This window comes from Modestobacter sp. VKM Ac-2984 (genome assembly GCF_026967985.1).
Taxonomy (GTDB): domain Bacteria; phylum Actinomycetota; class Actinomycetes; order Mycobacteriales; family Geodermatophilaceae; genus Modestobacter.
Genome location: NZ_JAPVBJ010000004.1, coordinates 163,791 through 190,360, shown reverse-complemented (window position 1 = coordinate 190,360; position 26,570 = coordinate 163,791). Strand labels below are relative to the sequence as shown.

Annotated in this window: 25 protein-coding genes; 1 reads left to right on the top strand and 24 read right to left on the bottom strand. The window is 73.0% G+C overall.

What is annotated here, in order from left to right:
* Entirely contained in the window at positions 1–1,296 is a 1,296-nt protein-coding gene (gene murA, locus O2W16_RS10700) for a UDP-N-acetylglucosamine 1-carboxyvinyltransferase (RefSeq protein ID WP_269158809.1), read from the bottom strand.
* Between the two features lie 87 nt (positions 1,297–1,383).
* Between murA and O2W16_RS10695 the strand changes: the two genes are divergently transcribed.
* On the top strand, positions 1,384–2,001 hold the full coding sequence (locus O2W16_RS10695) for a cob(I)yrinic acid a,c-diamide adenosyltransferase (RefSeq protein WP_269158808.1): 618 nt from the start codon (positions 1,384–1,386) through the stop codon (positions 1,999–2,001).
* A 22-nt stretch (positions 2,002–2,023) separates the two neighbouring features.
* On the opposite strand, the gene O2W16_RS10690 is transcribed toward O2W16_RS10695, so the two are convergent.
* From O2W16_RS10690 to argS, 23 genes are all read right to left on the bottom strand, one after another.
* Entirely contained in the window at positions 2,024–2,428 is a 405-nt protein-coding gene (locus O2W16_RS10690) for a DUF2550 domain-containing protein (RefSeq protein ID WP_269158807.1), read from the bottom strand.
* 50 nt (positions 2,429–2,478) lie between these two features.
* Positions 2,479–2,868, bottom strand: coding sequence for a F0F1 ATP synthase subunit epsilon (locus O2W16_RS10685; protein WP_269158806.1), 390 nt, complete (start codon positions 2,866–2,868; stop codon positions 2,479–2,481).
* A gap of 212 nt (positions 2,869–3,080) precedes the next feature.
* Positions 3,081–3,329, bottom strand: a complete 249-nt coding sequence (locus tag O2W16_RS10680; RefSeq protein WP_269158805.1) for a hypothetical protein — start codon at positions 3,327–3,329, stop codon at positions 3,081–3,083.
* Positions 3,330–3,622: 293 nt separating this feature from the next.
* The gene (gene atpD, locus O2W16_RS10675; RefSeq protein WP_269158804.1) at positions 3,623–5,068 is read right to left on the bottom strand and encodes a F0F1 ATP synthase subunit beta; all 1,446 of its coding nucleotides are present in this window, start codon (positions 5,066–5,068) and stop codon (positions 3,623–3,625) included.
* Positions 5,069–5,158: 90 nt separating this feature from the next.
* On the bottom strand, positions 5,159–6,127 hold the full coding sequence (locus tag O2W16_RS10670) for a F0F1 ATP synthase subunit gamma (protein WP_269158803.1): 969 nt from the start codon (positions 6,125–6,127) through the stop codon (positions 5,159–5,161).
* 2 nt (positions 6,128–6,129) lie between these two features.
* A complete protein-coding gene (atpA, locus tag O2W16_RS10665) occupies positions 6,130–7,767 on the bottom strand; it encodes a F0F1 ATP synthase subunit alpha (RefSeq protein ID WP_269158802.1) in 1,638 nt (545 codons plus the stop codon).
* A gap of 65 nt (positions 7,768–7,832) precedes the next feature.
* The gene (locus O2W16_RS10660) at positions 7,833–8,663 is read right to left on the bottom strand and encodes a F0F1 ATP synthase subunit delta (RefSeq protein ID WP_269158801.1); all 831 of its coding nucleotides are present in this window, start codon (positions 8,661–8,663) and stop codon (positions 7,833–7,835) included.
* Complete coding sequence (locus O2W16_RS10655; RefSeq protein ID WP_269158800.1) at positions 8,663–9,271, bottom strand: F0F1 ATP synthase subunit B; 609 nt, start codon at positions 9,269–9,271, stop codon at positions 8,663–8,665. Before O2W16_RS10655 ends, O2W16_RS10660 begins: the two co-directional genes overlap by 1 nt.
* A 55-nt stretch (positions 9,272–9,326) precedes the next feature.
* Positions 9,327–9,557, bottom strand: coding sequence for an ATP synthase F0 subunit C (gene atpE, locus O2W16_RS10650; RefSeq protein WP_014377627.1), 231 nt, complete (start codon positions 9,555–9,557; stop codon positions 9,327–9,329).
* A gap of 112 nt (positions 9,558–9,669) precedes the next feature.
* Entirely contained in the window at positions 9,670–10,497 is an 828-nt protein-coding gene (atpB, locus tag O2W16_RS10645; protein ID WP_269158799.1) for a F0F1 ATP synthase subunit A, read from the bottom strand.
* Between the two features lie 334 nt (positions 10,498–10,831).
* On the bottom strand, positions 10,832–11,302 hold the full coding sequence (locus O2W16_RS10640; RefSeq protein ID WP_269158798.1) for a hypothetical protein: 471 nt from the start codon (positions 11,300–11,302) through the stop codon (positions 10,832–10,834).
* Entirely contained in the window at positions 11,299–12,549 is a 1,251-nt protein-coding gene (locus O2W16_RS10635; protein ID WP_269158797.1) for a glycosyltransferase family 4 protein, read from the bottom strand. Before O2W16_RS10635 ends, O2W16_RS10640 begins: the two co-directional genes overlap by 4 nt.
* A 3-nt stretch (positions 12,550–12,552) precedes the next feature.
* Positions 12,553–13,860 (bottom strand): serine hydroxymethyltransferase, encoded by a 1,308-nt coding sequence (glyA, locus tag O2W16_RS10630; RefSeq protein WP_269158796.1) that lies wholly within the window; start codon positions 13,858–13,860, stop codon positions 12,553–12,555.
* Between the two features lie 346 nt (positions 13,861–14,206).
* A complete protein-coding gene (locus O2W16_RS10625) occupies positions 14,207–14,848 on the bottom strand; it encodes an L-threonylcarbamoyladenylate synthase (RefSeq protein ID WP_269158795.1) in 642 nt (213 codons plus the stop codon).
* A 14-nt stretch (positions 14,849–14,862) separates the two neighbouring features.
* Positions 14,863–15,714 carry a peptide chain release factor N(5)-glutamine methyltransferase gene (gene prmC / locus O2W16_RS10620; RefSeq protein WP_269158980.1) on the bottom strand — a complete coding sequence of 284 codons (852 nt, stop codon included), beginning with the start codon at positions 15,712–15,714 and terminating at the stop codon, positions 14,863–14,865.
* A 14-nt stretch (positions 15,715–15,728) separates the two neighbouring features.
* Positions 15,729–16,808 carry a peptide chain release factor 1 gene (prfA, locus tag O2W16_RS10615; protein WP_269158794.1) on the bottom strand — a complete coding sequence of 360 codons (1,080 nt, stop codon included), beginning with the start codon at positions 16,806–16,808 and terminating at the stop codon, positions 15,729–15,731.
* A 123-nt stretch (positions 16,809–16,931) separates the two neighbouring features.
* On the bottom strand, positions 16,932–17,162 hold the full coding sequence (gene rpmE / locus O2W16_RS10610) for a 50S ribosomal protein L31 (protein WP_269158793.1): 231 nt from the start codon (positions 17,160–17,162) through the stop codon (positions 16,932–16,934).
* 180 nt (positions 17,163–17,342) lie between these two features.
* A complete protein-coding gene (rho, locus tag O2W16_RS10605; RefSeq protein WP_269158792.1) occupies positions 17,343–19,709 on the bottom strand; it encodes a transcription termination factor Rho in 2,367 nt (788 codons plus the stop codon).
* 234 nt (positions 19,710–19,943) lie between these two features.
* Positions 19,944–20,909: a homoserine kinase gene (gene thrB, locus O2W16_RS10600; protein WP_269158791.1), complete on the bottom strand. Its 966-nt coding sequence runs from the start codon at positions 20,907–20,909 to the stop codon at positions 19,944–19,946.
* A 15-nt stretch (positions 20,910–20,924) separates the two neighbouring features.
* Positions 20,925–22,016 carry a threonine synthase gene (gene thrC / locus O2W16_RS10595; protein ID WP_269158790.1) on the bottom strand — a complete coding sequence of 364 codons (1,092 nt, stop codon included), beginning with the start codon at positions 22,014–22,016 and terminating at the stop codon, positions 20,925–20,927.
* 37 nt (positions 22,017–22,053) lie between these two features.
* Positions 22,054–23,349 (bottom strand): homoserine dehydrogenase, encoded by a 1,296-nt coding sequence (locus O2W16_RS10590; RefSeq protein WP_269158789.1) that lies wholly within the window; start codon positions 23,347–23,349, stop codon positions 22,054–22,056.
* Positions 23,346–24,839: a diaminopimelate decarboxylase gene (gene lysA, locus O2W16_RS10585; RefSeq protein ID WP_269158788.1), complete on the bottom strand. Its 1,494-nt coding sequence runs from the start codon at positions 24,837–24,839 to the stop codon at positions 23,346–23,348. Before lysA ends, O2W16_RS10590 begins: the two co-directional genes overlap by 4 nt.
* Entirely contained in the window at positions 24,836–26,497 is a 1,662-nt protein-coding gene (gene argS / locus O2W16_RS10580; protein ID WP_269158787.1) for an arginine--tRNA ligase, read from the bottom strand. Before argS ends, lysA begins: the two co-directional genes overlap by 4 nt.
* Between the last annotated feature and the right edge of the window lie 73 nt (positions 26,498–26,570).

Genomic DNA, 26,570 nt, shown 5'->3' with positions numbered 1-26,570 from the left:
TCAGCCCGGCCGCTGGGTCCGCTCGATCTGCACGCCCACACCGCGCAGCTGCTCGGTGAAGTCCGGGTAGCCGCGGTCGACGTGGTGCACGTCCTGCACCTCGGTGACGCCATCGGTCAGCAGCCCGGCGAGCACCAGCCCGGCGCCGGCGCGGATGTCGGTGGCCAGCACCGGGGCGCTGGAGAGCCGTTCCCGGCCCCGCACGACCGCGTGGTGGCCGTCGATGCGCACGTCGGCCCCGAGCCGGACCAGCTCGTTGACGAACATGAACCGGCCCTCGAACACGTTCTCGGTGATCAGCGCGGTGCCGCTGGAGACCGCAGCCAGCGCCACGGCCATCGGCTGCAGATCGGTCGGGAAGCCGGGGAACGGCAGCGTGACGATGTCCATGCCCCGCGGCCGGTCCGCCATCGCCACCCGGATGCCGTCGTCCAGGGACTCCACGGTCGCGCCGGCGTTGACGAGCTTCTCCAGCGGCACGCTCAGGTGCTCGGCCACCGCCCGCTCGATCACCAGGTCGCCCCGGGTCATCACCGCCCCGATCGCCCACGTGCCCGCGACGATGCGGTCCGGGACCGTCGAGTAGGCCACCGGCCGCAGCTCCCGGACGCCCTCCACGGTGATGGTGGAGGTGCCGGCGCCCTCGATCTGGGCGCCCATCGCGACCAACATCCGGCACAGGTCGACGATCTCCGGCTCGCGGGCGGCGTTGTCCACGATCGTCGTCCCCTGGGCGAGGGCGGCGGCCATCACCAGGTTCTCGGTGGCGCCCACGGAGGGGAAGTCGAGCCAGATCGAGGTGCCGACGAGCTTCGGGGCGGTCGCGATCAGGAAGCCGTGCTCGTTGACCACGGTCGCGCCGAGCCGCTCCAGGCCGGCGATGTGCATGTCCAGCCCGCGCGAACCGATGGCGTCGCCGCCGGGCAGGGCCACCTTGGCGGTGCCCAGCCTGGCCACCAGCGGGCCGAGCACGCTGATCGACGCGCGCATCCGGCGGACCAGGTCGTAGTCGGTCTCGCTGGAGGGCCGCTCGGGGACGTCGATCAGCACCCGACCGCCGCCGCTCGGGCTGCCGCCCGGATCCAGCGGGTAGCGCTCGAAGGTCACGCCGCAGCCCAGGCGACGCAGCACCTCGCTCATGATCGTGACGTCGAGGATGTCGGGCACCTCGTCCAGCGTCGTCCGGCCCGGGGCGAGCAGCGCTGCCGCCATGAGCTTCAGCGCGCTGTTCTTGGCGCCGGTGACCCGGACGCGGCCGCGCAGGGAGGCCCCGCCGGTCACCTCGAAGCAGTCCACCCGCCCAGCCTAGAGGCGCGTGCCGGCGTCGCCCGACCGGGCGCGGGAGTGGCGACGCGCTGCCCGGTCCGGCCTAGGCTCGGGACCATGACCGTCCGGCTGACCCGCATCTACACGCGCACCGGTGACGCCGGGCAGACCCACCTCGGGGACATGTCCCGGGTGGCCAAGACGGATGCGCGGCTGATCGCCTACGCCGACGTCGACGAGACGAACAGCGCGATCGGGGTCGCCATCGCGCTGGGCGGGCCGTCGGCCGAGGTCACCGAGCTGCTCCGCAGCGTGCAGAACGACCTCTTCGACGTGGGCGCCGACCTCTCCACCCCGATCCAGGAGGCGCCGGAGCACCCGCCGCTGCGGATCACCGCGGCGTACACGGAGCGACTGGAGGCGGCCTGCGACACGGCCAACGCCGAGCTCCCGGCGCTCACCTCGTTCGTCCTCCCGGGAGGCACCCCGCTGGCCGCGCTGCTCCACACGGCGCGCACGGTCGCCCGGCGGGCAGAGCGCAGCGTCTGGGCGTTGCTGGCGGACGACGCGGAGCGGACCAACACCGAGACCGCCCGGTACCTCAACCGGCTGTCGGACCTGCTCTTCATCCTCGCCCGCGGCGCCAACCCCGACGGTGACGTGCTCTGGGAGCCCGGCGCGCACAGCGGCGTGCACGCCCAGCGGGCCGCCCGCACCGCTCAGCCGGAGGCCTGAGCCGGACGACGGGCTGGACCGCTCAGCGGTCGATCGGCGGTGCGGACTCGATCCAGGACAGGAAGCCGGTCACCGTCGAGGAGTCCATCGCGAGCTCGTGGGGCCCGGCTCCGGTGCGCACGGTGAGGATCACGCTGTCGTCGGGCAGCGACAGGTCCTCAGCTGTGGGGCGACGCCGGGCGTCGACCTGGAACTGGGCGCGGCAGAGCCGCCGGTTCGGGCGGACCGACAGGGACAGCGCGCGGTACCAGAGCAGCATGTCGCCGGAGTACCAGGCGACGCCGACGGCCCAGCGGGACGTGCCGGGGGCGCGGAGCCACATGGTGACCGCCCCCAGGCCGGAGAGCAGGAACCGCCGGCGCAGCAGGAAGGCGGCGACCAGGGCGACCAGCAACAGCCCGACGAGGACCAGGACGGCGGTGGTCACCGGGCGGGGCTCGTCAGCCGAGGCGGGTCAGGAACGGACTCGGTCGGCGGTCAGGCGTCCTGGCCGGCGGCGCGGATCCGGGACTGGGCTCGCCGGGCCGCGGCGAGCGCCTCCGGGTCGTCCCCGGCCTGCTCTGCGCGGCGGAGCGCCTCGCGGGCCCGCTCCACGTCGATGTCGGTGGCGATCTCCGCCGTCTCGGCGAGGATCGAGACCCCGCGCTCGGTCACCGACAGGAAACCGCCGTGCGCGGCGACGACGAGGTCCTCGCCGGACTCGGTGCGGATGGTCACGACGCCCCCGGGGGCCAGCTCTCCCAGGAGGGGCGAGTGGCCGGGCAGGACACCGAGCTCACCCTCGGTGGTACGGGCGATGACCATGCTGGCCTCACCGGACCAGAGCATCTTCTCCACGGCCACGAGCTCGACCTGCAGGGTCGCCACGTATGTCCTCCTGGGTCATCGACCGCCCGAGCCAGGCCGGTGATGCGGGCCGCCGGTCCGGTCGGAGCGGCAGCGGGTCTCCCCCACTGTACCGGCGGCGTGGCCCCGGTCCCGCCACAGGTTGGCACTGGTCCCCCGGGCACACCCCGGAGGGGGAGGCTCCTGCCCAGCGCGCCGCCGCGAGCCGGTGAGCGGTGCGGGCAGGGGGCCGGTCAGCAGCCGGTGCGGCGGTAGACCACGGTCCAGCGCCCGAGCCTCAGCTGGGGGTGCCAGACCACCGACGGCGGCGCCCACTCGGTCGTGTCGAACGGTTCACCCTCGACGGCCACCGGTGCGTACGGCGGCCAGCTCCACTCCATCGCGTCGTCCGGTGCTGCGTCGTGCCGGGTCGTCCCGCTCATCGGGGTCGCCGTCATCGTCGTCCCGCTGCGCAGCGCCGCTGCCAGGTGCCAGGTGTGCACGAGTCGAACTCCTGTGCATGACGCCCGCCGCTCGGACGTTCCGATGGACATGTTCGTCACCCGGCCGCCCGAACTTGAGGTCCTCGCCTGCGGCCCACCCGATCGGATGGCGCGCCGCCAGCGCACGGGCGCCACCCGCGCGCGGACCGTCACCGGCCCTGCCCTGGATCGGCGCAGGACGCCGGAGAACGCCACGGCCGGGCACCCCCGAAGGGGTGCCCGGCCGTGGACGCGGTGCTGGGACGACCCCTCGCCGGGCCCCGTCGCGAGCGACGGGGGCGAGGGGTCCTCGATCAGCTCTTCTTGAGCTTGTCGTAGTTCCGCTCGAGGTCCTCGAGGCCACCGCACATGAAGAAGGCCTGCTCGGGGACGTGGTCGTACTCGCCGACGGTCAGCGCCTTGAAGGCCTGCAGGGTCTCGGTGAGCGGGACGTAGGACCCCGGCTGCCCGGTGAACGCCTCGGCGACGAACATGTTCTGCGAGAGGAACCGCTCGATGCGACGGGCCCGGTTGACGGTGAGCTTGTCCTCTTCGCCGAGCTCGTCGATGCCGAGGATCGCGATGATGTCCTGCAGCTCCTGGTAGCGCTGCAGGATCCGCTGGACCTCGCGGGCGATGTCGTAGTGCTCCTGCCCGATGTACTGCGCGTCGAGGATCCGACTGGTCGAGTCCAGCGGGTCGACGGCCGGGTAGATGCCCTTCTCCGAGATCGGCCGGGAGAGCACGGTCGTCGCGTCAAGGTGGGCGAAGGTGGTGTGCGGCGCCGGGTCGGTGATGTCGTCGGCGGGCACGTAGATGGCCTGCAGCGAGGTGATGGACCGGCCCCGCGTGGAGGTGATCCGCTCCTGCAGGGTGCCCATCTCGTCGGCCAGGGTCGGCTGGTAGCCGACCGCGGAGGGCATGCGCCCCAGCAGCGTGGAGACCTCGGAGCCGGCCTGGGTGAACCGGAAGATGTTGTCGATGAAGAGCAGCACGTCCTGGTCCTGCTCGTCGCGGAAGTACTCCGCCATCGTCAGGGCCGAGAGGGCCACCCGGAGCCGGGTGCCCGGCGGCTCGTCCATCTGGCCGAACACCAGGGCGGTCGAGTTGATGACGCCGGACTCGGTCATCTCGGTGATGAGGTCGTTGCCCTCACGGGTGCGCTCGCCGACGCCGGCGAACACCGACACGCCACCGAACTCCTGGGCGACGCGGCGGATCATCTCCTGGATGAGCACCGTCTTGCCCACGCCGGCACCGCCGAACAGGCCGATCTTCCCGCCGCGGACGTAGGGGGTCAGCAGGTCGATGACCTTGATCCCCGTCTCGAGCAGCTCGGTGCGGCCCTCGAGCTGGTCGAACTTGGGTGCGTTGCGGTGGATCGACCAGTGCAGGGCGTCTTCGGCGTAGCCCGGCGTGTCCAGGCACTCGCCCAGGGCGTTGAACACGTGCCCGGTCACCACGTCGCCGACGGGCACCATGATCGGGGAGCCGGTGTCGCTCACCGGGGCGCCGCGGACCAGACCGTCGGTCGGGGCCATCGAGATGGTGCGGACCACGTTGTCGCCCAGGTGCTGGGCGACCTCGAGGGTCAGCGTCTTGCCCAGGTCGGCGAGGGTGACCTCGACCTTGAGGGCGTTGAAGAGCTCGGGCATCGCGTCGCGGGGGAACTCGACGTCGACGACCGGGCCCGTGACCCGGACGACGCGGCCTGCGCCGACGGTCTCCTGGCTGGACGGACGTTCCTCGGTGACGGTCATCTGTGCTGCTCTCCTGCCCTCGGGCTCGGTGGTCTCGCGTGTTGAGTGTCCCCGTCCGCGGCGGTTGACGCCGCGGACGGGGCGGTTGGCTCAGTCGTCGGCGTTGGCCGACACGAGCGCGTCGGCGCCGCCGACGATCTCGCTGATCTCCTGGGTGATCTCTGCCTGACGGGCCGCGTTGGCCTGCCGGGAGAGGTTCTTGGCCAGCTCCTCGGCGTTGTCCGACGCCGACTTCATGGCCCGGCGGCGCGACGCCGACTCCGAGGCAGCTGCCTCGAGCAGCGCCGCGTAGATCCGGGTCGTCACGTACTTCGGCAACAACGCGTCCAGCAGCTGCTCGGCCGACGGCTCGAACTCGTAGGCCGGGGTGATGTCGCTGCTGCGGGACTCCTCGGCCTGGACGTCGCGATCGTCGCGCAGTTCGTCGACCTCCTCCACGACCAGCGGCGCCATCCGGTTGGCCACCGGCACCTGGGAGAGCAGGGAACGGAACTCGGTGTAGACGATGTGCAGTTCGTCCACGCCGAGCACGTCATCGGCACCCCCGCCGGTCTCGTCGTCGTCCTCACCGGCGGTGAAGGCGGTGATGAGAGTCCGACCGATCTCCTGGGCGTCCTCGTACCCCGGCTGCTCGGAGAACCCGGTCCAGGTCTCCTCGACGTCCCGGTCACGGAACCGGTAGTACGTCTCGCCCTTGCGGCCGACGACGTAGAGCAGCGGCTCCTTGCCCTCGTCGCGGAGCAGGGCGAGCAGCTCCTCTGTCCGCCGCAGCACGTTGACGTTGTAGGAGCCGGCGAACCCGCGGTCGGAGGTGACCACCAGCACGGCGACCCGCCGGGGGTTCTCCCGGTCGGTCAGCAGCGGGTGGTCCAGGCTCGCCGAGCCCGCCAGGGCCGACAACACGCGGGTGATCTCCCGGGCGTAGGGCTTGGAGGCCTCGACCCGGGCCTGGGCACGCACGATGCGCGCGGCCGCGATCAGCTCCTGAGCCGAGAAGATCTTCTTCGTCGACTGGGTGGAGCGGATCCGGCGGCGCAGCGCGCGGAGGGAACCAGCCATCGTCAGCCGGCCCGCTTGACCTGGACGGTCTCCTGGCCCCGCTCACGAGCGTCCATGGCTTCGACCTCGGGCTCGTTGCCCTGCAAGGACTCACCCTCGGAGGTGGTGAACTGGCCGTAGAACTGCTCGACCGAGGACTCCAGGCTGGAGACGGTGTCGTCCTCGAGCTTCTTCGACGTCCGGATCGAGTCGAAGGCGATGCTGTCGCCCCGGTCCAGGAAGTCCAGGAACTCGGCCTCGAAGCGACGCACGTCGGGCACCGGCACCCGGTCCAGCTTGCCGGTGGTGCCCAGCCACAGCGAGACGACCTCGCGCTCCACCGGGTACGGCGAGTACTGGCCCTGCTTGAGCAGCTCCACCAGACGCTGACCGCGCTCCAGGGTCGCCCGGCTGGAGGCGTCCAGGTCCGAGGAGAACGAGGCGAACGCCTCGAGCTCACGGAACTGGGCCAGGTCCAGCCGCAACCGGCCGGCGACCGACTTCATCGCCTTGATCTGTGCCGAGCCACCGACCCGGGACACCGAGACGCCGACGTTGATCGCCGGGCGCACACCGGAGTTGAAGAGCCCGGTCTCCAGGAAGATCTGACCGTCGGTGATCGAGATGACGTTGGTCGGGATGTACGCCGAGACGTCGTTGCCCTTGGTCTCGATCAGCGGCAGCCCGGTCATCGAGCCCGCGCCCAGCTCGTCGTTGAGCTTGGCGCAACGCTCCAGCAGCCGGGAGTGCAAGTAGAAGACGTCGCCGGGGTAGGCCTCGCGACCCGGCGGACGGCGCAGCAGAAGCGAGACGGCGCGGTAGGCCTCGGCCTGCTTGGACAGGTCGTCGAAGACGATCAGGACGTGCTTGCCCTCGTACATCCAGTGCTGGCCGATGGCCGAGCCGGTGTAGGGGGCGATGTACTTGAAGCCGGCGGCCTCCGAGGCAGGGGCGGCGACGATGGTCGTGTACTCCATCGCGCCGGCGTCCTCGAGCGCGGCCTTGGTCGCCGCGATGGTCGAGCCCTTCTGACCGACCGCCACGTAGATGCAGCGAACCTGCTGCGCCGGGTCACCGGTCGCCCAGGCCTGCTTCTGGTTGATGATCGTGTCCAGCGCGATCGCCGACTTGCCGGTCTGCCGGTCACCGATGATCAGCTGACGCTGGCCACGGCCGATCGGCGTCATGGCGTCGATGGCCTTGATGCCGGTCTGCATCGGCTCGTGCACCGACTGCCGCTGGACCACGCTGGGCGCCTGCAGCTCGAGGGCGCGCCGGGTGGTGCTCTCGATCGGGCTGCCACCGTCGATGGCGTTGCCCAGCGGGTCGACGACCCGGCCGAGGAAGCCGTCGCCGACCGGCGCCGAGAGGACCTCGCCGGTCCGGCGGACCGTCTGGCCCTCCTCGATCCCGGAGAAGTCACCCAGGATGACGACGCCGACCTCGCGCACGTCCAGGTTCAGCGCCAGTCCCCGCACGCCGCCCTCGAACTCGAGCAGCTCGTTGGTCATGACCGAGGGCAGGCCCTCGACCCGGGCGATGCCGTCGCCGGACTCGGTGACGACCCCGACCTCTTCCCGGGAGACGTCCGGGGTGTAGTCGGAGACGTAGTTCTGGATCGCACTGCGGATCTCGTCCGCGGAGATCGTCAGCTCGGCCATGGCTCTGCGTCCTCTTCCTGCTGGTGTCTGTGGTGGTGCGGTGCCGCGGTCGCGGTCGAGCTGGTTCAGCCGGCGAGTCGCCGGCCGCTGGCCTCGAGTCGCGCAGCGATGCTGCCGTTGATGATCTCGTCGTCCACCCGGACGACCAGGCCACCGAGCACGTCGGGGTCGACCTGGACCTGTAGGCCCATCGTCCGCCCGTAGAGCCGGCCGAGCACGTCGGTCAGCCGCTGTTCCTGCGCAGCCGTCAACGGGACGGCGGAGGTCACGTGGGCGACCGAGCGCCCCCGGCGCCGGGCGGCCATCGTGGAGAGCCGCTCGACCTCGTTCTCCGGGTTGTGGACGTGCGGGCTGGTCAGCGCGTTCCGCACCAGCCGCTCGGTCACCGGGCTGACCCGGCCCGCCAGCAGCCGGTCGAGGAGGGCCGTCTTGCCCTCCCGCGGTGCGGACCGGTCACCCAGGATGCGGGCGAGGTCGTCGTCCCCGGCCACGATGCGGCCGAACCGGAACAGCTCGTCCTCGACGCCCTCCAGCTCGCCACGCGCGTCGGCCGCGTCCAGTGCGGCTTCGGTGGCGAGGGTCTCGGTGGCCTCCACCAGGTCCCGCGGTCGCGACCAGCGCTGCCGCACGACCGTCTCGACCACCGACATGGTGTCGGCACCGAGCTGACCGGAGAGCAGCCGCCGAGCCAGCCCGGCGCGGTCGTCGGGTCGCACGGAGGCGTCCGACAGCGCCCGCCGGAGCGACGGCTGGCTCTGCAGGAGCTGCGCCACGGCGAAGAGCTCGTCGGCCAGGGTGAGCAGGACGTCACCGTGGTTGCGGCTGCGAGCTCCCTGCGACTTCTCCTGCAGGCTCGCCCGCGACTCCTCCATCGCAGCCCGACTGGACGCGTCCATCAGCGGTTGCCCTCAGGGACGTAGACCGTGCTCCCGGTCGTGGCGCCCGAGGTCGGCTGCGCCCCGCCGTTGCCGGCGGGGTTGCTCGCGGCCATCTCGTCCAGCTCGTCGAGGAACCGGTCGACGGTCCCGCTGCGGCGGGCGTCGTCGGCCAGCGACTCGCCGACCACGCGGCCGGCCAGCTCCACGGCGAGGGCGCCGATCTGGCCGCGCAGCTCGGCCACGACCTGCTGGCGGGAGGCAGCGAGCTGCTCCTCGCCACGGGCCACGATCCGGGCCGACTCCTCCTGGGCCTGGGCGCGCAGCTGCTCGATGATCTGCTGCCCCTCGGCTCGGGCGGAGTCCCGGATCTGGGCGGCTTCGTTCCGGGCCTCGGCGAGCTGGGCCCGGTACTGCTCCAGCGCGGCCTTGGCCTCGGCCTGCATGGCCTCGGCCCGCTCGATGCCGCCCTCGATGGCCGCACGGCGCGCCTGGAAGACCTGCTCGAACCGCGGGGCGACGAACTTGACCACCACGAAGAGCAGGACCGCGAAGGCGATCAGTCCGACGATGATCTCGCCGACGGGCGGGAGGAGCGGATTCGCGCTCTCCGCAGCCAGGATGCTCATGCTCTCAACGTCCTCGTCTGGGTGTCAGTGACCGAACTCGTCCGACGAGTGCGGATCAGGTGCCGTAGACGAGGGGAGCGACGAAGCCGATCAGTGCCAGCGCCTCGGCCAGGGCGAAGCCCAGGAAGGCGTAGGTACGGGTCAGGCCGGCCGACTCGGGCTGGCGCGCGGTGGCCTGGATGTAGGCGGCCCAGACGAGGCCCACACCGATGCCGGGGCCGATCGTGGCGATGCCGTAGCCGACCGAACCGATGCTGCCCTCGAGCTCTGCGAGTACCTCGATCATTGCGCGGTGTTCCTCCTGTGTCGTCGCCCGGTGGTCACCGGGCGGCTGGCGGGGTCGTACGGGTGGTGCAGTTCATGGGAGCGGCCCGGCGTGCGGGCCACCGTGGTGCGGCTCAGTGGGCCGCTTCGACGGAGCCGTTGAGGTAGGTGCCCATCAACATCGTGAAGACGTAGGCCTGCAGGAAGATGACCAGCAGCTCGAAGAACGTCATCACGATCGCCATCAGCGCCGAGATCGGCCCGAACACGGCCGAGAAGTTGCCGACCGTGAGCAGGTAGGTCGCGCCCAGCGCGAACGTCACCAGCAGCATGTGGCCGGCGAACATGTTCGCGAAGAGCCGGATCGCCAGCGTGAACGGGCGCACGATGAAGTTCTGCAGCAGCTCCAGCGGCGTGATCAGCAGGTACATCGGCTTGGGCACGCCGGGCAGGAACATGATGTCCCGGAAGTACGGCCACAGCCCCTGGTTCTTGATGCCGACCACGATGTAGACGACCCAGCAGATCAGGGCCAGCACCAGCGGGAAGGCGAACTTCGACATCGGCGAGATCTGGGCGAGCGGGATGATCGCCATCAGGTTGTTCGCCAGGATGAAGAAGAACAGCGAGGCGAGGAACGGGGCGAACGGCAGGCCCTTGGGGCCCACCACGTCGCGGGCGATCCCGTCGCGGATGAACGAGTAGCTGGTCTCGCCGATGAACTGCATCTTGCCGGGGACGATCTGCGGCTTGCGGACCGTGGCCACCAGGAAGGCGATCATGGCCAGCGTGGCCACCCAGGCGATGATCGTGATCCGGGTGATCTCGAAGCCGACACCGAGCACGGAGAAGCTGGTCAGAACCTCGGGGTAGAACTCACCGATGCCCGGGGGCGTGAAGCCGCCGCCGGGGTCGCTCTCCACAGCGAGCACGTCGCCGAGCGCGTGGGCGCTGGAGGTCACCGTTGTCCCTTCTGCGTCCTGGGCCGGCTCCGTCGTCCGCCCGGGGGGTGTCCGGCAGCCCGCCCGGGAGCCGGGTCGGGTTCGCCGTAGGTCTTGACCACCACGTAGATGGCCACTGCCACGCCGAGGATGATCCCGACCGGGAAGAACACTCGCGTGTCCAGCCACTGGTCGATCAGCCACCCGACCCCGCCCCACACAGCCATCCCGGACAGGAGCGTCCCGGTGACCGCCCAGCCCATGTCAGCCCCGCTGGGCTGACGAGCTGCGCGCGCAGGTCGTGGTCGTGCGCCCCCAGGTTCGGAGGTGTCCTCGGCCATCGGTTCGGACACTATCAGCCGGGTGGGGCCGGGTTTTCCGGGGAATGCCGCCGACCCCCCGGTGGGGTGGGTGGCGGGACGTAGAACAGCTGCCGCGTCCACACCCAGCGCAGCTGCACCCCACTCCACAGCAGCGCACCGGCGACGACGGTCCAGGCCAGCACCTGGCGGTCCGGCCACCCGTCGGCCGGCAGGCCGGTCAGCAGCGGGAACAGGACCAGTGCCTTGAGCCCGAACGTGCCCAGCGCCGCCGGCATCGTCCAGGTGTCGTCCACCTTGCCGGCCCAGGCCACGACCAGCCCCGAGACGCAGAAGAAGGCCGTGACGACGGCCGCGCCGATGAGCACGGTGAGCGCATCCGCCCAGGTCAGCGCCACCCCGACGACGAGGGCGGCGACCGCGGTCACCGCGCCGGTGGCGAGCAGACCGATCCGCAGGAACGACAGGTCCCAGGGGGCGTCCCCGGTCGTCCGGACGCCGCTCACCGGCGCACCCCGGCCGGGGTGGACGGTGCGGCAGCAGAGGGCGGACGCGGCGTCCCGGCGCCCTGCCGGACCGCCCGGCTGGCCGGGTGGGCGGCGCGGCTGCGGTCCTTCAGCGCCGCGAGCTCGGCCTCGCGCGCGGCGATCGCCGCGCGGCGGGCGCGGGGGCTCAGCACCACGACGACGCCCACCACGAGCAGCGCGCCGACGATGACCAGGACCTCGACGGTGCCACCGGTGATGGACAGGGCGACGGCGCCGAAGCTGAGCAGGGCGGCCCAGAAGTACATGATGAGCACCGCCCGGCGGTGCGAGTGGCCGATCGACAGCAGCCGGTGGTGCAGGTGCATCTTGTCCGGGCTGAACGGCGACCGACCGCGCCGGGTGCGGCGCACCACGGCCATCAGCAGGTCGATGAACGGGATGAAGAGCACCGCGATCGGCACGAGGAGCGGCAGGGTCAGCGGCAGCAGGCTGGCCGCCGAGCCGAGGGTCTGCGAGTCGGTCTGCCCGGTGGCCGAGACCGCCGCGGCCGAGAGCATGAGCCCGACCAGCATCGAGCCGGAGTCGCCCATGAAGATCCGGGCCGGGCTGAAGTTGTGCGGCAGGAAGCCCAGGCAGGCCCCGGCGAGCACGGCGGTGATCAGGGCGGGCGCGCTGGCCACGTCGTCGAAGCCGACCAGGCCCAGGTTGTAGCTGTAGGCGAAGAAGGCCAGCGCCGCGATCGCCGAGACCCCGGCGGCCAGCCCGTCCAGCCCGTCGATGAAGTTGAGCGCGTTGACCGTGAGGACGGTCAGCAGGATCGTCGCCGGCACCCCGACGTCCGGGCCCAGGGACAGGGTGCCGATGTCGGCGACCGGCAGGAACACGTACGCCAACTGCACGCCGAGCAGCACCATCACCCCGGCCGCGGCGATCTGGCCGGTGAGCTTGGTGAGCGCGTCGAGGCCGAAGCGGTCGTCCAGCACCCCGAGGGCGCAGATCAGCCCGCCGGCCACCAGGACGGCGATCGTCTGGGTGCTGAACTCGAAGCTCCGCTGCAGCGAGGGCAGCTGCGAGGCGACCAGGACGCCGGCCGCCACGCCGAGGTACATCGCCACTCCCCCGCCCCGCGGGGTCGGGATGACGTGCACGTCGCGGTCACGGACCGCCGCCATCACCCGGAACCGGACCGCCGCCACCCGCACCACCGGCGTGGCCAGGAAGGTGACCAGCGCGGCGGCGAGGAGGACGACGGCGTACTCGCGCACGGCTCAGCCGACGCGCGAGGGCTCGGGGTAGGCAGGGTGGGCGCCGACCAGCTCGCGCACCCCGGCCGCGACCTCGGTCGTCCGGGAGCCGTCGGCGTCCCGGATGGCGGTGCCGATGAGCGAGGCGATCGACTTCATGTCGCTCTCCACCATGCCCTGGGTGGTGACCGAGGGGCTGCCGACCCGGACGCCGGAGGCGACCGAGGCCGGCTGCGGGTCGAAGGGGATGGCGTTCTTGTTGAGCACGATGCCGGCCGCGTCGCAGCGGGCCTCGGCCACCTTCCCGGTGACCGGCTCGCCGGCGGTGTCGGTCACCTTGCGCAGGTCCAGCAGCGCCAGGTGGGTGTCGGTGCCGCCGGCGACGGGGCGCAGGCCCTCGGCGGCCAGGCCCTCGGTCAGCGCCTGGGCGTTGGTGATCACCTGGCGGGCGTAGGTCTGGTACTCAGGCTGCAGGCACTCCTTGAGGTTCACCGCCTTCGCCGCGATGGCGTGCATCAGCGGGCCGCCCTGCATCATCGGGAAGGCCGACTTGTCGATGGCCTTGGCGTGCTCGGCCTTGCAGACGATCGCCCCACCGCGGGGGCCGCGCAGCACCTTGTGCGTGGTGAAGGTGACGACGTCGGCGTAGGGCACCGGCGAGGGGATCGCCTTGCCGGCCACCAGGCCGATGAAGTGGGCCGCGTCGACCATGAAGATCGCGCCGACCTCGTCGGCGATCTCCCGGAAGGCGGCGAAGTCGATCAGCCGCGGGATCGCCGATCCACCGGCGACGATGAGCTTGGGCCGGTGCTCGCGGGCCAGGTCGCGGACCTGGTCGTAGTCGATGTGCTCGGTCTTCTCGTCGACGCCGTACTGCACGGCGTTGAACCACTTGCCGGAGAAGGAGACCTTGGTGCCGTGGGTCAGGTGCCCGCCGTGCGGCAGCGCCATGCCCAGCAGGGTGTCCCCGGGCTGCAGGAAGGCGCCGTAGGCCGCCAGGTTCGCGCTGGCACCGGAGTGCGGCTGCAGGTTGACGTGTTCGGCGCCGAACAGCTCCTTGCCGCGGGCGATGCCGATCTCCTCGGCCCGGTCGACGACCTCGCAGCCGCCGTAGTACCGCCGTCCCGGGTAGCCCTCGGCGTACTTGTTCGACAGCGTGCTCCCCAGCGCGGCCAGGACGGCGGGGCTGGTGAAGTTCTCGCTGGCGATCAGCTGCAGCCCACCTCGCAGCCGGTCGAGCTCGTCGAGGACGACGCCGGAGATCTCCGGGTCGAAGTCGGCCAGGGCGTCGAAGTCGGGGCCCCAGTAGGGGGTGGTGGCCGGGGTGCTCATCGCGGGTGCACTCCTGCTGCTCGGTGCGGTGCCCGCGTGCACTCGTCGAGGAGAGGCGCGCGGCTGTCGCACCACGGTATCGCTGCGCCGAGGCGATGCTGCGCATCGCACCGCTGTCCACCGTGCGATCCTGCCGGGCCGCAGCGCAGCCGGATGCCGTTCCCCAGCCCGATCGAGCCGTCTCGTGCCCCTTCACGACGCGCCGAGACCGGACCACCACGGCGTCGCCGGAGGGCGACTGTGGGAGGCCGGCGCGGGCCCGGAGGGTCCCGCCGGCATCGCACGAAGCGGCTCCGCACAGCCGGGGACGGCCGCTGGCCGCGGTGCGGCCCGTCAGGGTCGCGATCTAGTCCGTGATCTCCGGGACGACCTCGCGGAGCTGCTCCAGGCTGATCGCGCCCAGCCGCAACACCCGGGGGGTGGGAGCCGTGCAGTCGACGATGGTGCTGGGCGCCGACCCGGTGCGCGGTCCGCCGTCCAGGACCACCGCCGCGTGCTCGCCGAGCTGGTAGGCCGCCTCCGCCGCGGTCGTGCCGGCCGGCCGGCCGGAGCGGTTGGCACTGGAGACCGCCAGCGGGCCGGTGCGGCGCAGCAGGTCCCGGGTGACGTCGTCGTCCGGCAGCCGGACGGCGACCGTCCCCTCGGCATCGCCGAGGTCCCACGCCAGCGACGGCGCGTGCTCGACCACGAGGGTCAGCCCCCCGGGCCAGAAGGCCTCGGCGAGCTGGTGGGCGACCGGGGGCACGACGACGACCAGCCCGGCCAGCGTCGACGCCTCCCCCACCAGCACGGGGACCGGCATGTTCCGGCCCCGGTTCTTGGCCGCCAGCAGCCGGGTGACCGCGGCCGGGGTGAAGGCGTCGGCGGCCACGCCGTAGACGGTGTCGGTCGGGAGCAGGACCAGCTCACCGCGGGACAGCGCCATGGCGGCCTCGGTCAGCCCGGCCTCGCGCTGGTCGGGGTCACTGCAGTCGAACACGTCAGCCACGGGTCGGGAGTCTGTCACTGCCCCAGAGTCGACGACCGGGCGGTCGTGTAGCGCGGCCGGTCGGCCAGGTCGCGGTGGTCGGCGACCTCGGTCCAGCGGCCGTGGGCGCGCACCAACGCCGGCAGGGCGCTCCCCTGCTGGTCGGCGTGCTCGATGCCCAGCCAGCCGCCCGGGCGCAGCAGCCGGGCGGCCGTGCCCAGCAGCCCGCGGACGACGTCGAGCCCGTCCGGCCCACCCCACAGCGCCAGCGGCGGGTCGTGCTCGGTGACCTCGCGCGGCAACCGGGCACCGTCGGGCACGTAGGGCGGGTTGGAGACGACGACGTCCACGCTGCCGTCCAGCTCGGCCAGCAGCGCCGGGTCGGTCATGTCCCCGGCCAGCACCTCGACCGGGGTGTCACCGGCAGCCGCACGGGCGGCGGCGTTGTGCCGGGTCCACTCGATCGCCGCGGCGTCCCGCTCGACCGCCACGACCCGGGCCCCGGGGTGCTCGTTGGCCACCGCCAGCGCGATCGCGCCGGACCCCGCACCCAGGTCGACGACGGTGGGCGCGGTCAGCCCGGCGATCCGGGTCAGCACCCAGCCGGCGACGAGCTCGGTCTCCGGCCGCGGGACGAAGACCCCGGGACCGACCGACAGCTCGAGGTGGCGGAAGGGCGCCGAACCGGTCAGGTGCTGCAGCGGGACCCGGGCGGCGCGCTCGTCGACCAGCGCGGCGTACCGGGCCGCCTGCTCGGGGGGGACCTCGCCGAGGGTGAGCAGCGCCGTGCGCGTCACCCCGAGGACGGCGGCGAGCAGCAGCTCGGCGTCCACCCGCGGCGACTCCACCCCGGCCTCGGCGAGCCGCCGCGCGGCGTCGGCGAGCAGGGTGCGGGCGGCGGTCAGGAGCCGGCCGCCAGCAGCTCGGCCGTCGCGGCCGCGGTCAGCGCGTCGAGCACCGGGTCCAGGTCGCCGTCCAGCACCTGGTCGAGGTTGTGCGCCTTGAACCCGACCCGGTGGTCGGCGATGCGGTTCTCCGCGAAGTTGTAGGTGCGCACCCGCTCGCTGCGGTCGACCGTGCGCACCTGGCTGCGCCGCTGGTCCGACGCGGTGGCGGCGGCCTCCTCCCGGGCGGCGGCGAGCAGCCGGGAACGCAGCACCCGCAGCGCGGACTCGCGGTTCTGCAGCTGGCTCTTCTCGTTCTGCGAGCTCACCACGATCCCGGAGGGCAGGTGGGTGATCCGCACCGCGGAGTCGGTCGTGTTGACGCTCTGCCCGCCGGGTCCGGAGGAGCGGAAGACGTCGATGCGCAGGTCGTTCGGGTCGACGCTGACGTCGACCTCCTCGGCTTCGGGGAGCACGAGCACCCCGGCTGCCGAGGTGTGGATCCGCCCCTGGGACTCGGTGACCGGGACCCGCTGCACGCGGTGCACCCCGGCCTCGAACTTCAGCCGGGAGAAGATGCCCTCGTCGGTGCGTGACTTGATCGCCACGGCGACGTCCTTGTACCCGCCCAGCTCGGCCGGGACGGCATCGAGCACCTCGGTCGCCCAGCCGCGCCGCTCGGCGTAGCGCAGGTACATCCGCAACAGGTCGCCGGCGAACAACGCCGACTCCGCCCCGCCCTCCCCCGCCTTGATCTCGAGGATGACGTCCTTCTCGTCGTCGGGGTCCTTGGGCAGCAGCAGCTCGGTGAGCCGGCCGGTCAGCTCACCGACGCTGCCGGCCAGCTCCTCGGCCTCGGCGGCGAAGGAGGGGTCCTCCCCCGCGAGCTCCCGGGCGGCGGCGAGGTCGTCGGTCGCGGCGTCGAGGGCGCGTGCGGTCTCCACGACCGGCGCGAGCTGGGCGTACCGCCGCCCCAGCCGGCGCGCGCGTGCGGCGTCGGCGTGCACCGCCGGGTCGGCGAGTTCGGCCTCCAGCTCACGGTGCTCGGCGAGCAGGCCGGCGAGCCGGTCGCTGCCGGCTCCGGTGCTGCTGCTCACGGGCACTCCTCCTGGTCGTCGGTCCCGCTGGTGGTCGATCCCGCGGGCCCCGGCCGGGGTGCGGACACGACGACGGCGCCTGTGCCGCCCTGGTGCAGGGCGGCGCAGGCGCCGTCGGGGGTGCTACTTGTCGGCCGGGGTGCCGGCAGCGCGCTTGCCGAACCGCTTCTCGAAGCGGGCGACGCGGCCACCGGTGTCCAGGATCTTCTGCTTGCCGGTGTAGAAGGGGTGGCACGCCGAGCAGACCTCGACGGTCAGCTGACCGGTCGGCGAGGTGCTGCGGGTGGTGAACGTGTTACCGCAACCACAGGTCACCTCGGTGACGTTGTACTGCGGGTGGATGTCGGCCTTCATGCCGGTACACCCTCTCTCTGGTCTCGTGGTCTGCTGGTCAGTCTGCTGGTCTGTCGCCTGGTCGTGGCACCGCCGGGGAACTGGACGACCCCTGACGGCGGAGGCTCGATCGCCCAGTGTACGGCCCCCCTGCCGGCTCCTGTCGCGAGCTGGCACGCGACGGGGAGCAGGGGGCCTTCGTCAGTCTTTCTCGTTCACGCCCAGCGTCGTCTTCTGCACCTGCATCAGGAACTCGATGTTGTTGCGCGTCTTGCGCATCCGGTCGAGCAGCAGCTCCAGGGCCTGCTGGGGCTCCAGGGCCGACAGCACCCGGCGCAGCTTGATGATGATGGCCAGCTCGTCGGGCGAGAGGAGGATCTCCTCCTTGCGGGTGCCCGAGGCGTTCACGTCGACCGCCGGGAAGACCCGCTTGTCGGCCAGCCGCCGGTCCAGCTTGATCTCGGCGTTCCCGGTGCCCTTGAACTCCTCGAAGATGACCGTGTCCATCGTCGAGCCGGTCTCGACCAGCGCCGAGGCGATGATCGTCAGCGAGCCGCCGTTCTCGATGTTGCGGGCCGCACCGAGGAAGCGCTTCGGCGGGTAGAGCGCCGTGGAGTCGACACCTCCGGAGAGGATGCGCCCGCTGGCGGGGGCCGCCAGGTTGTAGGCGCGACCCAGCCGGGTGATCGAGTCGAGCAGGACGACGACGTCGTGGCCCATCTCGACCAGGCGCTTGGCCCGCTCGATCGACAGCTCCGCGACCGTGGTGTGGTCTGCCGGCGGCCGGTCGAAGGTCGAGGCGATGACCTCGCCCTTCACCGAGCGCTGCATGTCGGTGACCTCTTCGGGCCGCTCGTCGACCAGCACCACCATGAGGTGGACCTCGGGGTTGTTGGTCGTGATCGCGTTCGCGATCGACTGCAGGACCATCGTCTTGCCGGCCTTCGGCGGGCTGACGATCAGCGCCCGCTGGCCCTTGCCGATCGGCATGACCAGGTCGATGAGCCGGGTGGTCATCAGGTGCGACTCGGTCTCCAGCCGCAGGCGGTCCTGCGGGTAGAGCGGGGTCAGCTTGGTGAACTCGGGGCGGTTGCGCGCCTGCTCCGGGTCCAGCCCGTTGACCGAGTCCAGCCGGACGAGGGCGTTGTACTTGTCCTTCTTCTCGCCCTCCCGGGGCTGACGGACGGCCCCGGTGATGGCGTCGCCGCGACGCAGGCCGTAGCGCCGCACCTGGGACAGCGAGACGTAGACGTCGTTCGGGCCGGTCAGGTACCCCGACGTGCGGACGAACGCGTAGCTGTCCAGCACGTCCAGGATGCCCGCCACCGGCAGCAGGACGTCGTCCTCGCTGACGGTGGGCTCGCCCTGGTCGAAGCGCTCGCGCCCACCGGCGCTGCTGCCGCGCCGGTTGCGGTCGCGGTACCGGCGACCGCGGCGACCGCGGCCGCCCTCGAAGTCGTCGTCGTCCTCGTCGTTCCGGGCCTCACCGCGGGAGTCGCCACGGGTGTCGGCTCGCGTGTCGTTGCGGTTGGCGCCCGCATCGCCGCGGTTGCCGGGGGCGTCGGTGCGGTTGCCGTCCCGGTTGTTGCGGCCCGGTCGACCGGACTCGCCGTCGGTGCGGTTGCGCCCGCCGCGCGGCTCGCCGTCACGGTCGGCGCCGTCGCGGTTGCCCCGCTCGTCCCGGTTGGAGTCCCGGTTGCGGTCCTCACGGCCGGAGTCGCGGTTGCCCCGCTCGTCCCGGTCGGCGTCGCGGCTGCCGGTGTCCCGGGTCCGGTCCTCGCGGGGGCCGGCGTCGCGGCCGCCCCGCTCGTCACGGGTGCCGGCGTCCCGGTTGCGGTCCTCGCGCGGGCCGCGCTCCTCGCGCTCGCCACCCTCCCGGGGGCCGCGCTCGGCCCGGTCCCGGTTGCGGCTGCGCTGTGGCCGGTCGCCGCCGGTGCGGGTGTCGGCCGGCGGTGCCTGGTCGGTGTCCGCAGCAGTCCCCTCGGCGGGGGTCGGCTGGGCGACCTCGTCCGCAGCGGCCGCGGTCGCCGGTGCGTCGGGGGTGCTGGTCACGGCGTCGCCGGTGGGCGCACCCGCCGGACGGCTGGCCGCACGGCGGCGACGGCCCGTCGGGGCAGCGTCGGTGGGGGCGGCATCGGTGGGGGCGGCGTCGGTGCGGGCGGCGTCGGTGGGGGCGGCGTCGGTGCCGGTCACCGGGCCGCTGTTGGCGCCTCCGCTGACGGGGGCCTCCAGGGGTGCGGCCGGGGCAGCGGCACCACCGGTGACGGCCTCGTCGGCGCGGGGGGCCGGCACGTCCGGGGCGGTGGCCGGCGCGGTGGCCGGCGCCGCGGCGGCGGGAGCGCCGCCGACCTGGCGCTCGGAGATCGCGGCGACGAGGTCGCTCTTGCGCATCTTGCCGGTACCGGGGATGCCCAGTTCGCCGGCCAGGCGCTGCAGCTCGGGCAGCAGCATGCCGGACAGTCCGCTGCCACGGCGGCGCGAACGGGGAGCCGTCGCGCTCTCGGCAGCTGCCTCGTCGGACGGGCCGGCGTCGGGCGTGCCGTCGATGAGGTCGGTGCTCTCGCTCACGTACAGGTCCTTCCCTGCGGTGACCTGCGCCTACCAGCGCAGGAGGTGACCCGGCCCCGGAACGCGAGAGCCCAGTGGAGGACTCGTCGGATCGATCGGGAGTGCGCGGGTCTGTGGATGCGAGGGGTTCAGCGGTGACGGATCGACCGTCTGCAACGCCTCGCGTGAGGCTCGCCCGGGGGCGGCTACGTCATCAGCCTAGACACAGGCCGACAGTGCTCACAACACAGTCCGTCACGGGTGTGTTCCGAGCGCTGAGGACGATACCGCATCGTGATCACCGGGCCGCGGGGTGACGACCGCACCGGTGGGGTCGACGGCCATCGGGCGGCACTCCCAGCCGGCCGGCGTCAGCGCCTGCAGCGCGCTGACCTGCGCCGCAGCCGCCGGCGCGACCGCGTCCTCGCCCGGGCCCAGCACCGCCAGCGCCAGCACGCACGGGCCGGCGCCGGAGACGACGGCCGCGTGCCCGTCGCTCCGCAGCCGGGCCAGCAGCGTGGCGCTCTCCGGCATGGCGGGTGCCCGCTGCGTCTGGTGGAGCCGGTCCTCGGTCCCCTCCAGGAGCAGCGCCGGGTCGCGGGTGAGCGCGTGCACCAGGAGCGCGGAGCGGCCGGCGGCGTGGACGGCGTCGGCGTGCGGCACGGACTCCGGCAGCAGCCCCCGGGCCAGGTGGGTGGACAGCGTGGTGGCCGGCACGAACAGCACCGGGACGATCCGCGGGTCGACGGCCAGTCGTGCGGCGCGCGCACCCGCGGCCGTCGTCCAGGACAGCGTCGCCCCACCGAGCAGGCACGGGGCCACGTTGTCCGGGTGGCCCTCGAGCTCCGAGCACAGCCGCAGGACGGCGTCCTCGTCGACCTCGGCGACGTCGGGGCACAGCGCCCACGCCGCCAGCACCCCGGCGGTCACCGCGGCGGCGGAGGAGCCCATCCCCCGCCCTTGCGGGATGGTGTTGTGCGCGGACAGCCGCAGCCCCGGCGGCGTCCAGCCCAGCTCGGCCGAGGCGGCGCGGAACGCCCGCACCACCAGGTGCGACTCGTCGGTGGGCAGGTCACCGGCCCCGGCGCCCGCCACCTCGACGGTCAGCCCGCCGTCGGTGACGGCGACGTCGACGGAGTCCCAGCAGGACAGCGCCAGGCCGGCGCAGTCGAAGGCCGGGCCGAGGTTCGCGCTCGTCGCCGGGACGCGGACGCGGACCACGGGGAGCTGCGCCACTCAGAGCCCCAGCTGCGCCGCCGCGGCGGCGGCGTCGACCGGGACGGTGACCGGGACGGGGGCACCGGAGATCGCCCACTCCGGGTCCTTCAGGCCGTTGCCGGTGACCGTGCAGACGACCCGCTGGCCCGGCTCCAGCCCGCCGGCCTCGGCGACCTGCAGCAGCCCGGCCACCGATGCGGCCGACGCCGGCTCGACGAAGACGGCCTCGCTGCGGGCCAGCAGCCGGTAGGCGGCGAGGATCGCCCGGTCGGTGACCGCGTCGATCCGGCCACCGGAGGTGTCCCGGGCGTCCAGCGCCTTGGTCCAGGACGCCGGGTTGCCGATCCGGATGGCGGTGGCGATGGTGCTCGGCTGCTCGACGACCCTGCCGGTGACGATCGGCGCGGCACCGGCGGCCTGGAAGCCCCACATCCGGGGGGTGTGGGTGGCCGGGCCGTCGGCGGCGTACTCGCGGTAGCCCTGCCAGTAGGCGGTGATGTTGCCGGCGTTGCCGACCGGCAGGCAGTGCACGTCGGGGGCGTCGCCGAGCACGTCGACGATCTCGAACGACGCCGTCTTCTGGCCTTCGATGCGGTACTGGTTGACGCTGTTGACCAGGCTCACCGGGTAGTCGATCGCCAGCTTGCTGGCCAGCGTCAGGCAGTCGTCGAAGTTGCCCTCGACCTGCAGCAGCTTCGCCCCGTGCACCAGCGCCTGGGCCAGCTTGCCGGTGGCGATCTTGCCCTGCGGCACGAGCACCGCACAGACCAGACCGGCCCGGGCGGCATAGGCCGCGGCGCTGGCGCTGGTGTTGCCGGTGGAGGCGCAGATCACCGCCTGTGCGCCCTCCTCCACCGCCTTGGAGATGGCCATGGTCATGCCGCGGTCCTTGAACGACCCGGTGGGGTTGGCCCCCTCGACCTTCAGCCAGACCTCGCACCCGGTGCGGCGGGACAGCTCCGGCGCCGGCAGCAGCGGGGTGGCGCCCTCCTGCAGCGTCACCACCGGGGTCGCGGCGCTCACCGGCAGCCGGTGCCGGTAGGCCTCGATCAGACCCGGCCAGTACGGCGAGACCGGGGCGCGCAGCCCCGTCGGGAGTCCTGCACTCATGACCACATCACCCGTTCGCCTCCGCAGCACACCCCGGTCACAGCCCCTCCACCCGCAGCACGCTGGTCACGCCCCGGACGGCCGACATCTCCCGCAGCCGGGCGACCGTCGTGGCCAGCGCCGCGTCCGGGGCCCGGTGGGTCACGATCACGAGCGTGGCGGCGTCGCCGTGCCCGTCCTGGCGGACGGTGGCGATGCTCACGCCCTGCGCCGCGAACTCGTGCGCGACGGTCGCCAGCACGCCCGGCTTGTCCGCGACGTCGAGGCTGACGTGGTAGCGGGTGGGGGTGTCCGCCATCGGCCGCACGGTGAGACCGGCGTAGCCCGTCGTCCCCGGCCCGGCGACGCCGGCGACCCGGTTGCGGGCCACCGCGACCAGGTCGCCCAGCACTGCGCTGGCGGTGGGCTGCCCACCGGCGCCCTGGCCGTAGAACATCAGCTCACCGGCCGCCTCCGCCTCGACGAAGACGGCGTTGAACGCACCACCCACCGCGGCCAGCGGATGGGTGGTCGGGATCATCGCCGGGTGCACCCGGACGGCGACGGAGTCGTCGGCGCCGTCACTGCCCGCGACCCGCTCGCAGATCGCCAGCAGCTTGACCGTGCAGCCGATCTCGGCGGCCCGGGCGACGTCGGCCGCGGAGACCGCGGAGATGCCCTCGCGGTACACGTCGGCGGCGGTCACCGGGGAGTGGAAGGCCAGCGAGGCCAGGATCGCGGCCTTGGCGGCGGCGTCGAACCCGTCGACGTCCGCGGTCGGGTCGGCCTCGGCGAACCCGGCCTCCGTCGCCTCGGCCAGCGCCTCGCCGAAGCCGGCACCGGTCTCGACCATCCGGGACAGGATGTAGTTCGTCGTCCCGTTGACGATGCCGACCACCCGCCGGAGCTGGTCACCGGCCAGCGACTCGCGCAACGGACGCAGCAGCGGGATCGCCCCGGCGACCGCGGCCTCGTAGTAGAGGTCGACCCCGGCCTCGGCGGCCGCGGCGTGCAGCGCGACGCCGTCCTCGGCCAGCAGCGCCTTGTTGGCGCTGACCACCGACTTCCCGGCGCCGATCGCGGCCAGCAGCAGGGTCCGCGCGGGCTCGATGCCCCCGATCACCTCCACCACCAGGTCGACGTCGGGCCGGGTGACCAGCCCCTCGGCGTCGGTGGTCAGCAGCTCGGCGGGCACCTCGGGGTGCCGGTCGGGGCGGCGGACGGCCACCCCGACGACCTCGACCCGGCGGCCGATCCGGGCGGTCAGGTCGTCGGACTGCTCGGACAGCAGCCGCAGGACGGCGCCACCCACGGTGCCGCAGCCCAGCAGGGCCACCTTCAGGGAATCGCTCACGACTGGGCTCCTGCGGCGTGCTCGGGCGCCGGCTGGTCGATCGCCGGGCTGGGGGCGGGCACGTCGGCGAGGACGGCATCGAGGGCGAACACGTCGGACAGTGTCTGACGCCGCACGATCTCGGTCGCCACCCCGTCCCGCACGGCGACCACCGGCGGCTTCAACAGGTAGTTGTAGTTGCTCGCCATCGACCAGCAGTAGGCGCCGGTGGCGGCGACCGCCAGCAGGTCGCCGGGCTGCACGTCCGACGGCAGCCACAGGTCACGCACCAGCACGTCGCCGCTCTCGCAGTGCTTGCCGACCACCCGGCAGAGCGCCGGCGGGGCGTCGGAGCTGCGGTTGGCCAGCACGCAGGTGTAGCTGGCGTCGTAGAGGGCGGTGCGGATGTTGTCGCTCATCCCGCCGTCGACCGACACGTAGTTGCGCACCAACGGGGTGCCCGGTGCGCCGCTCGCCCCGAGCCGCACCGGCTTGATCGTGCCGATCTCGTACAGCGTCACGGTGCCCGGCCCGGCGATCGCCCGGCCCGGCTCGACGGCCAGCCGGGGCACCGGCAGCCCGAGGGCCGCGCACTCGGCGGCGATGACCGAGCGCAGCTTCACCGCGACGTCCTGGGGGCTGACCGGGTCGTCCTCGGCGAGGTAGGCGATGCCGAACCCCCCGCCGAGGTTGAGCTCGCCGAGCACCTCGCCGGTGGCCTGGTGCACCTGGCCGAGCAGTCCGACGACTCGGTGCGCGGCGGCCTCGAAGCCGGCCGTGTCGAAGATCTGCGAGCCGATGTGGCTGTGCAGGCCGGCCAGGTGCAGCCCCGGCTCCCGGATCACCCGGACGGCCGCGGTGAGCGCGTCGCCGGTGGCCAGCGAGAAGCCGAACTTCTGGTCCTCGTGGGCGGTGGCGATGAACTCGTGGGTGTGTGCCTCGATGCCCACCGTCGACCGGATCAGCACCGAGACCGGCGCGCCACCGGCGGCCACCCGGGCCTCCCCGAGCGGCACCAGCCGGTCGATCTCGTCGAAGGAGTCCAGCACCACGTGGCCGATCCCGGCCTCGACCGCGAGCTGCAGCTCGATCAGCGACTTGTTGTTGCCGTGCAGCGCGATCCGCTCGGCCGGGAAGCCGGCGGCCAGCGCGACCGCGAGCTCGTTGCCGCTGCAGGCGTCCAGGTGCAGCCCGTCGTCGGCGATCCAGCGGGCGACCTGCCCGCAGAGGAACGCCTTGGAGGCGTAGTGCACGTCGGCGTCGACGAAGGCGTCGGCGAAGTCGGCGGCCCGGCCGCGGAAGTCGCCCTCGTCCAGCACGAACAGCGGCGTGCCGTGCTCACGGGCCAGGTCGGTCACCCGGCGGCCACCCAGCTCCAGCTCGCCGTCGACCCGCCGGGCCGACCGCGGCCAGACCTGCGGGTCCAGCACGCCCAGGTCGGCCGGTGCCGGGCCGGCCGCCGGGGGCGGCGCGATGTTCCCGTGCAGCGGACCGGCCGGGTGCGCCCTCACATCCGCTCCGGGGCGGAGACGCCGAGCACGGCCAGGCCGTTGCGCAGCACCGTCGCGGTCGCCGCGCACAGCCACAGCCGGGCGGTGGTCACCGGCGTGGCCTCCTCGTCACCGCGGGGCAGCACGCGGCAGGAGTCGTAGAACCGGTGGTAGGTGCCGGCCAGCTCCTCCAGGTACCGGGCCACCCGGTGCGGGGCCCGCAGCTCCGCGGCCGAGGCGATCACCCGGGGGAACTCCCCCAGCGCCCGCAGCAGGTCGCCCTCCCGCTGGTGGGCCAGGGCCGCGGTGTCCACGTCGCCGGCCTCGCCCAGCGGCAGGCCGAGGTCGGCCGCGCCGCGCAGCAGCGAGGAGATCCGGGCGTGGGCGTACTGGACGTAGAAGACCGGGTTGTCGTTGGTCTGCCGGCTCCACAGGTCCAGGTCCAGGTCGATCTGCTGGTCGACCGAGGCCCGGGCCAGGGCGTACCGGGCCGCGTCGGCCCCGACGGCGGCCACCAGGTCCTCCAGCAGCACCACCGTGCCGGCGCGCTTGCTCATCCGCAGCGGCTCGCCGTCCCGGACCAGGTTCACCAGCTGGCCGATCAGGATCTCCAGGTTGGTGTCCGGGTCGTCGCCGAGTGCGGCGACCAGCGCCTTGTACCGGCCGATGTAGCCGTGGTGGTCGGCGCCGAGCATGATCACGACCTTGTCGAAGCCACGCTCGCGCTTGTCCAGGTAGTAGGCGCAGTCGGCGGCGAAGTAGGTCGTCTCGCCGTCGCTCTTGACCAGCACCCGGTCCTTGTCGTCCCCGAACGTCGTCGTCCGCAGCCAGACGGCGCCGTCGGCCTCGTAGACGTGCCCCTGCTCGCGCAGCCGGGCCACCGCCTTCTCCAGCGCACCGGTCTCGTGCAGCGTGCGCTCGCTGAAGTAGACGTCGAAGACGACGCCGAAGTCGGCCAGCGTGCGCTTGATCTCGGCGAACATCAGGTCGACGCCGAGCACCCGGAACCGCTCCTGCTGGTCGGCCTCGGGCAGCTCCAGCACGCCGGGCTCGGCGGCCACCACCTGGGCGGCGATCTCACCGATGTAGTCGCCGGCGTACCCGTCCTCCGGCACCGGCCGCCCGTGCGCCGCGGCCAGCAGGCTCAGCGCGAAGCGGTCGATCTGCGCGCCGGCGTCGTTGAAGTAGTACTCCCGGGTCACCTGCGCGCCGCTGGCGGTCAGCAGCCGGCCCAGGGCGTCACCGACGGCGGCCCACCGGGTGCCGCCGATGTGCACCGGCCCGGTCGGGTTGGCCGACACGAACTCCAGGTCCAGCCGCTGCCCGGCCAGCACCTCGGTGCGGCCGTAGGCCTCCCCTGCGACGACCACCCGAACGGCGATCTGCCCCAGCGCGTCCTTGGCCAGGGTGACGTTGAGGAAGCCGGGCCCGGCGACGTCGACGGCGGAGACGCCCTCGACGCCGCGCAGCTCACCGGCGAGCACCTCGGCGACCTCGCGCGGCGGGCGGCCGGCGGTCTTGGCGAGCCGGAGCGCCACGTTGGTGGCGTAGTCGCCGTGCTCGGGGTTCTTGGGGCGCTCGATCACCACCTCGTCGGGGACGGCGACCGAGAGCACGCCGCGCTCCACGGCCGCCGCGACTGCGGACCGGACGACGTCGCTGAGCTGCTCGGGTGTCACCGTTCGATCGTACGGAGCGGGGCATCCCCGTTCCGACCTGCCCGCCGACTGTGTGCCGGGACACCTCCGCGGC

Excerpts from the sequence above, each read along its gene's own strand:
- O2W16_RS10695 (WP_269158808.1), top strand. The coding sequence starts at position 1,384 with ATGACCGTCCGGCTGACCCGCATCTACACGCGCACCGGTGACGCCGGG.
- rpmE (WP_269158793.1), bottom strand. The coding sequence starts at position 17,162 with ATGAAGGCCGACATCCACCCGCAGTACAACGTCACCGAGGTGACCTGT.
- O2W16_RS10655 (WP_269158800.1), bottom strand. The coding sequence starts at position 9,271 with ATGAGCATCCTGGCTGCGGAGAGCGCGAATCCGCTCCTCCCGCCCGTC.
- atpA (WP_269158802.1), bottom strand. The coding sequence starts at position 7,767 with ATGGCCGAGCTGACGATCTCCGCGGACGAGATCCGCAGTGCGATCCAG.
- glyA (WP_269158796.1), bottom strand. The coding sequence starts at position 13,860 with ATGAGCACCCCGGCCACCACCCCCTACTGGGGCCCCGACTTCGACGCC.
- O2W16_RS10660 (WP_269158801.1), bottom strand. The coding sequence starts at position 8,663 with ATGGACGCGTCCAGTCGGGCTGCGATGGAGGAGTCGCGGGCGAGCCTG.
- atpE (WP_014377627.1), bottom strand. The coding sequence starts at position 9,557 with ATGATCGAGGTACTCGCAGAGCTCGAGGGCAGCATCGGTTCGGTCGGC.
- atpD (WP_269158804.1), bottom strand. The coding sequence starts at position 5,068 with ATGACCGTCACCGAGGAACGTCCGTCCAGCCAGGAGACCGTCGGCGCA.
- thrC (WP_269158790.1), bottom strand. The coding sequence starts at position 22,016 with ATGAGTGCAGGACTCCCGACGGGGCTGCGCGCCCCGGTCTCGCCGTAC.
- O2W16_RS10670 (WP_269158803.1), bottom strand. The coding sequence starts at position 6,127 with ATGGCTGGTTCCCTCCGCGCGCTGCGCCGCCGGATCCGCTCCACCCAG.